This window comes from Rhizobacter sp. P1_G5, from assembly GCF_056405435.1.
This window is the reverse complement of the sequence record NZ_JBFUCB010000384.1, coordinates 1-5,887: the sequence shown is the minus strand read 5'-3', so window position 1 is coordinate 5,887 and position 5,887 is coordinate 1. Positions and strand designations below refer to the sequence as shown.

At 62.6% G+C, this 5,887-nt stretch carries 9 protein-coding genes; 5 read left to right on the top strand and 4 right to left on the bottom strand.

The genetic code is table 11. The features are described from left to right. The first annotated feature begins 1 nt into the window (after position 1). The 4 genes from AC1D12_RS22460 to AC1D12_RS22445 all read left to right on the top strand — a co-directional run bounded on the left by AC1D12_RS22460 (position 2) and on the right by AC1D12_RS22445 (position 2,438). The gene (locus AC1D12_RS22460; protein ID WP_477842951.1) at positions 2 to 556 is read left to right on the top strand and encodes a YlqF/YawG family GTPase; all 555 of its coding nucleotides are present in this window, start codon (positions 2 to 4) and stop codon (positions 554 to 556) included. An 88-nt stretch (positions 557 to 644) separates the two neighbouring features. Beyond that, positions 645 to 1,028, top strand: a complete 384-nt coding sequence (locus tag AC1D12_RS22455) for a hypothetical protein (RefSeq protein WP_477842949.1) — start codon at positions 645 to 647, stop codon at positions 1,026 to 1,028. 491 nt (positions 1,029 to 1,519) lie between these two features. Continuing rightward, positions 1,520 to 1,999 carry a hypothetical protein gene (locus AC1D12_RS22450; protein ID WP_477829736.1) on the top strand — a complete coding sequence of 160 codons (480 nt, stop codon included), beginning with the start codon at positions 1,520 to 1,522 and terminating at the stop codon, positions 1,997 to 1,999. Between the two features lie 16 nt (positions 2,000 to 2,015). Continuing rightward, a complete protein-coding gene (locus AC1D12_RS22445) occupies positions 2,016 to 2,438 on the top strand; it encodes a hypothetical protein (protein WP_477842947.1) in 423 nt (140 codons plus the stop codon). 623 nt (positions 2,439 to 3,061) lie between these two features. Here AC1D12_RS22445 and AC1D12_RS22440 read toward each other — a convergent pair. Next, positions 3,062 to 3,427 carry a MerR family transcriptional regulator gene (locus AC1D12_RS22440; RefSeq protein ID WP_477829481.1) on the bottom strand — a complete coding sequence of 122 codons (366 nt, stop codon included), beginning with the start codon at positions 3,425 to 3,427 and terminating at the stop codon, positions 3,062 to 3,064. 84 nt (positions 3,428 to 3,511) lie between these two features. Here AC1D12_RS22440 and AC1D12_RS22435 point away from each other — a divergent pair, with 84 nt between their 5' ends. Continuing rightward, positions 3,512 to 4,438 carry an alpha/beta fold hydrolase gene (locus AC1D12_RS22435; protein WP_477842945.1) on the top strand — a complete coding sequence of 309 codons (927 nt, stop codon included), beginning with the start codon at positions 3,512 to 3,514 and terminating at the stop codon, positions 4,436 to 4,438. 554 nt (positions 4,439 to 4,992) lie between these two features. Here the strand turns inward: AC1D12_RS22435 and AC1D12_RS22430 are convergent. From AC1D12_RS22430 to AC1D12_RS22420, 3 genes are all read right to left on the bottom strand, one after another. Beyond that, the gene (locus AC1D12_RS22430; RefSeq protein ID WP_477842943.1) at positions 4,993 to 5,370 is read right to left on the bottom strand and encodes a hypothetical protein; all 378 of its coding nucleotides are present in this window, start codon (positions 5,368 to 5,370) and stop codon (positions 4,993 to 4,995) included. A gap of 66 nt (positions 5,371 to 5,436) precedes the next feature. After that, positions 5,437 to 5,673 carry a hypothetical protein gene (locus tag AC1D12_RS22425; RefSeq protein ID WP_477828748.1) on the bottom strand — a complete coding sequence of 79 codons (237 nt, stop codon included), beginning with the start codon at positions 5,671 to 5,673 and terminating at the stop codon, positions 5,437 to 5,439. A 21-nt stretch (positions 5,674 to 5,694) separates the two neighbouring features. Further along, positions 5,695 to 5,887: hypothetical protein (locus AC1D12_RS22420; protein WP_477842941.1), on the bottom strand; the 193-nt coding region annotated here is incomplete at its 5' end.

Below are 5,887 nucleotides of genomic sequence, written 5' to 3'. Positions count from 1 at the left end.
GATTTGCGGTATTCCCAACGTGGGCAAGTCGACGCTGGTCAACACCCTCAACGGCCAGCGCACARCCAAGACGGGCGACGAGCCGGGCATCACCAAGCTGGAGCAGAAGATCCTGCTGGCCAACGACTTTTTCCTGTTTGACACACCGGGCATGCTGTGGCCGCGAATCCTCACYGMGCAGRGTGGGTACAACCTGGCGGCGAGCGGYGGCATCGGCCGCAATGCKTAYGACGAGGAAGAGGTARCGATGGCGCTGCTGGCTCGCGTGCGCCATCGCTACGCGGACCGACTGGTGGCGCGCTACAAGCTYGCCGACTTCTCGGCGATGACCGACGAGGCATTGCTGGCCGAAGTGGGCCGCAAGCGCGGCGGCCTGCTGCCCGGTGGCCGCGTGAACATGCAGAARGCCGCYGAGGYGGCGTTGAACGACTTCCGCAGCGGCGCCTGGGGCCGCGTCACGCTCGAGACGCCGGACGAGTTCGCGCACTGGCGGGCAGCCGGCATCGTGGCCGAAGAGACGCGAAAAGCGAAGAAGGAAGCACGCGGGAAGGCGTGACGTCATGTCGTCTTCCATGGGGAGCCTGGGACCGACGACGGCCAGCTGCTGCCGGTCGCCAAGGTCTGCTTTCAGGTAGGCTATCTCGATGGATCGAATACTTACCGTCCACGACTATTACGATGGCCCGCGTCTTGGCATCGCGGAATGGAACGGCGTGCCGCACATCTACGAAGCCGAGTTCGACCACAGCACTGATGAATACGGCGATACGTACTTCCTGTCTCCTGTCGATCCGAGTCTGCTAGGGCTGGTGATGGAGGACTGGGGCATCTGGCTTCGATGGGAAGCTGCGCGTAAACGAAACGAAGTTGCGGCAGAACCCCACGGAATTTTGGCTGTTGATGCAGAACGTAGCGCGGTGGTCAAAGCTGCAATTGGAGATCGGCTCAAAAGTGATCCCCTGAACCGAAGCCGCCTGAGAGCCAGGTTCAACCATGGGACGGAAGGCGTCATCTGGGAAGAAGCCTGAGCGCAATGCCCGCTCCCGGGTGGGCAGATCGAGAAATTGACCTGCGGCAACGGATCGCCTACCGCCGACAAGGCGCAGCAGCTGACTGACAACAATCGGCCACTTCCTGCCGCTCGCGGATGACTGCTGTCGAGCGAGCCGATAGACTTCTTGTTCAAGCCCCCTGGACGAAGCCGATTGAATCGGACGCGAGTAACCAAGACCATGCCTCACGCGCAAACTCGACGCCACACGGGGTTGACTGTATTTGTCGGCTTTGCCTCGTTCGTCGCCTTCACGCTCGCTGTGTCGCTTCTCGCCGGACTCCTTCCCGGCGAGGAAGCAAACTGCGTGAAGAGGTGCAGTGCGGTCGATCGGCGCGGAGAAATGGTGCCCGTCTTCTCCTCAGCACAAACGGCTGGCATGCGAGGCAAAGGGCCGAGCGAGTGTCGATGCCAATAGGGCCCTTCTCGGACGGAGGCCGATAACGCATGAATGCTCGACAAACTGTCGTGCTCGACGTTTTCGCCGACTACAACCAGTTTTATGTTCAGGACGGTGGCATCTTCCCCGATGCGCCGACCGACTGGACGGATGTCGATGTGGAACGAAGGGCGAAGGCTGCCGCGAACGTCTTGGTCATCTGCCCGCTTAGAAACACCACCGTACCCGTGACGCTGGAGGTTTTCGACTCCGCTCCKACGATTGACCTCGCTGGATACGATCACGTGATTCGGTGCTCCCTGGACTTGCCGACGGGAAACTTGCAGGTCCATGAATGCACGGGTGGCGAGGTCTACTCCCGAGCGGTGCCGCCCGGCACATACACGGTTCTCGCACTGTTTTCGGGGCTGAACTCCCTCAGCGAGAATGGGCTCGACGGAGAGGACTCGTACAGGCTGGTGATCTGGGCTTCGCGAGCGCCGGTGAGCTTGGAGGTTCTGAAGGCATGGCCGCTATGCCCCTATCGACATGAGCACGAGGACTGCTGAAGTCACCGCGGCGTGCGTGAGCTTCGTCTTCCTCTGGTTGGAGGTGGCTGCACTTTTTATTTGGCTCGCCCCTGAAAACCTACAGATCATCCCTTTTGTCGCGGTTGCGGCCGCGGCCACCGCGTGCGCTGCGTACTTCTGGAGGCATATGGCGGCTGAGGCCAAAATGGTGCCGTCCCCAGGCGCATGGCTCGGGATGTTTGCACTAGGAGCGGCCATTTCCTTCGCTTTCGTCGAGATGGACTGCGGCGGTTCGCTGGGATTCGTTGATGGATTGCCAACGTGCTCCCACGTCGGCGGCGGCATATCAATCGTATTCACCATCGGCGCGCTTGCACTCATGATCGCTTCTTTGCCGAATGCTCTTCGCGCCTGGTTGATCAGAATTTTTACCCGGCGGCTAGGTCGCACACATGAAGGCCAGCACCCTCATATGTGAGGGACTCGCGCGCTGCATCAACGTGCTTTCTGAATAACCGCTTCGCGGCACTGAGTTCGGCCGAACGAACTTCCGCAACGGGTCGACAGTGCCAGTTCGCGCAGGCGCGCGGCGGACGTTCAACCCCACCCCGATCCACTGGCGGCACAGCGCTTCGACAAGCGTCCGTCGGCGCCGCGTCGCTTGACCGATCGCTCGGCTCCCCCCAGAAMGTCGCAGCGTCCGCATTGAGGCAGCAAGCGGCCGCTCGAAAGCTCGAAGCGACCGACCGCAACCGCTGCGCAGCAGGCAACCCCTGCTGAGAGCTGAGGGCGAGTATGTTCAGCCATGCGTCGAGGCTCCGAGGGACCGAGGAGAGTCGATCGTCGCGCGGGCATCGATGCAAAAAGACTTGGCTTCAGAGGGCAACTCTGGGTGTGCCGAAATTGCGTCAAAGATCGGCCTGGCCAATGCCTGAGCGGGTTCTCGACTCCGAGCCGCGACACCAGAATCCCTTTCTGGTTGGCTCCGCAGTGGTGAAGGCCGCAGCCTCCAGACGGGCTTGCCAGGAGTCGAATGCCTCAGGAGGCGACGGTAGGCAGGTGCTGGCGAATCGCGGGCCGCGCGAAGGAGTCGAGCCAGAGTCAGCCGCTGTGGTCGCCCAGCATCTCGCGCAATCGCGCGCGCCGGCGCTCCAGGTCGTCGATCTGCGCCTCGATGAGGGCCAGCCGCTCGCGTTGCGCCGACAAGGTCTGCTCGCAGGGCGTGGCGCCTTCGATCAGCAGCATGCAGCCGGGGAAGGTCCGGATCTCATCAAGACTCAGACCGGCGGCCAGGAGCCGTTGGATCTGGCGCACCTGCACGGCTGCGCCGGACTCGAACTTCCTGTAGCCGTTTTCTGCGCGCGAAGAATTCAACAGCTTCAGGGCGTCGTAATGCCGAATCGCCCGCGCGCTGATGCCGGTGAGGCGGGACAGTGCGCCGATGGTGAGTAATCCAACAGGCTTCATGGGGATTCGAGAACGACGGCTTGACCCTGACACGGATGTGAGGCTCGACAGTCAGCGCCCCTTTGTCTCATCAGGAGCAACTCCATGACCCTCTTGCCGTTCGGCATGCTATCTCGCGCGCTCGTGGCCGGCCTGCTTGCCCTCGCAGCGACTGCGATCAACCTCGCGTGGGCCGAGCCCCCCTCCAGGCACTACACGGCCGTCTCTTCGGATGGCGTGACCTTGTCGATCCAGGAGGCGGGCGACCCCGGCGGAACGCCTGTGATCTTCGTGCACGGCCTGTTGGGCAGCCACCTCAGCTGGYAGGCGCAGGTCGACAGCCCGGTACTGCAACGCTACCGCCTGATCACCTATGACCTGCGGGGCCATGGGCAGTCCGGCCATCCCTCGGCGCCGCAGATGTACACCGATGGGCTGCGGTGGGCGGACGACCTGGATGCGGTCATCCGCAAGTCGAAGTCCGGTCGGCCCATGCTGGTTGGATGGTCGCTGGGCGCTGCCGTCATTTCCAACTACCTTGCGAAGTACGGCGATGCGGACATCGCTGGCGTGGTCTACGTGGGCGGCGTCATCGAGCTGGACGCGGCGCAGATCCAGCCGCATCCCGAGGTTTATCGAGACATGAGTTCCCTGGACCTGCGCACTCGGCTCGATGCAGAACGCGCCTTTCTCACGCTGTGTTTCCATCGCCCGCCCGTGGATGAAGTCGTCCAACGCCTGCTGGCCAATGCTGCGCTGGCATCGTTCGACATGCAGCGTGTCGTGCACCGCATGACGGTCGATGCTGCGAAGGGGCTCCAGGGCGTTCGGAAGCCCATGCTCCAGATCTATGGCGAGTTGGACGCCCTGGTGCGGGCCGACGCCAGCGCCGGGCGTGCCCAGCAACTCAATCCATCGATCCGGACGCTCTTCTATCCCGACACGGGACACGCGCCATTTCTTGAATCGCCCCAGCGGTTCAACGATGACCTGGCAGGGTTCATCGCGAAGGCTCATCCCGCCGACCACTGAGTGGCTCGACGCTATCGAGCCCGCATCCTTGGCCGGAGGCGCACCGATGCAGACGCAACCCCGTCGAACTGCGGCGGGCCTTCGCAGGCGGCCCGGAGCCTGGCGCCGGCAGCATCCAACGCTTCGCCCATCATCGGGCGCTGCGACTCTTGTAGCCGCAAGTGACCGCGCTGCGCCAGGCGCCTCACGAGGGACTCATATCCATGGCGCATGACGATCTTCCTTCGGGCAAGGACCGGTCGACCGCTTCAGGCTGGTTGCGGTCGGTCAGAGCCTGTCGCCCGAGCGACCGCTCTGGCGGAGAGGAGACCTTCGTCGCGCAACGCGTTGGGTTCGTTCAGTCAAGCCCGAATGGACCGGGCTGCGTGCCGGTGCTGACCAAGCCGAACGGCCGCTCCTGCGAGCCGCGAAGCAGAGCTATCGACCCATTGCGGACCTTCGCATCGCCAGTCTCACGGGTGCATAGCGGTCACTCAGCGTCTGGCATGGCAGGCGCCCTGAGCCCAAAGTCGGAAAAGCGGCCAGTCGATGGAGGCGTGAGCCGCATTCCATCCCTACGAGGAACGTTTGACGATCAGAACGATGACGACCAGCGCGACCGCACCTGCATAGAACGCTACCTTGAGATAGCTGGGCGCGGAGGGCTCTGGACCAGGGAGATCGTTGTCGCCTAGCCAAACCGCCTGTTTCGCCGCGCCAGCGAACATGTGTGCCACAGCAGGGAAGAGTGCGAACGCAAAGGAAGGGACGACGTATGAGACGGCTCCAAGAATGACGGATGTTCCAAACACCCACACTGCGAAAGGAACGGAAGGGAATACTGAAGCAGCGGCGAACCCGATTGCTGGCACGAAGCCTAGAGCAAGTCCAACGAGCGCCGCCAGCAGGCATGCGCCGAGTCGGAAAGCGGCAGAAGGTGAGTCGTTCTCCACGTGAGTCCTTGCGTTTGGCACGAGAAGGTCGCCCCACCCGCCGGGCGAACTCTCGCCATGGATAGGTCAAGGCCGGAGGCTGAAGTATTGTGCGAGATCCTCGATGGACATTTCACCAACAGAGTAGCGATTGAGCGCGCCCGCATCAGTCTCTCCTTGCCACAGTCCAGTTTGGACCAGAGCAACTCTGAACTTCTCTGCCTCTTCTTCGGGTGTTGCTGCACGCGCCCCTCGACTCAGCGCCTCAGCCGTTGCCACAAGGCGGGACTGCACAAGCATCAGCTCAAGGTCGTCCGGCGTCATCGCTTTGCCTCGTTGATCTGGTCACTTCGGCATTCGCTGTGCGCTTCTGATCTGTTCATAAACAATCTTGGCGTTGTCGATCAGATCAAAGCGCGGGGACTGCTGTTGCGCTCCAGGCCAAGAAGGCGCTCCACCGAACATCGATCCGAACGGGCTTTGCGGGCCGAACGTAATCGATCCATTGCCACCGCGCCCCTCGGCCAGCGGCTTGCCC

Coding starts and splice junctions, on each gene's coding strand:
- AC1D12_RS22440 (WP_477829481.1), bottom strand. CDS start 3,427: ATGAAGCCTGTTGGATTACTCACCATCGGCGCACTGTCCCGCCTCACC.
- AC1D12_RS22425 (WP_477828748.1), bottom strand. CDS start 5,673: ATGACGCCGGACGACCTTGAGCTGATGCTTGTGCAGTCCCGCCTTGTG.
- AC1D12_RS22455 (WP_477842949.1), top strand. CDS start 645: ATGGATCGAATACTTACCGTCCACGACTATTACGATGGCCCGCGTCTT.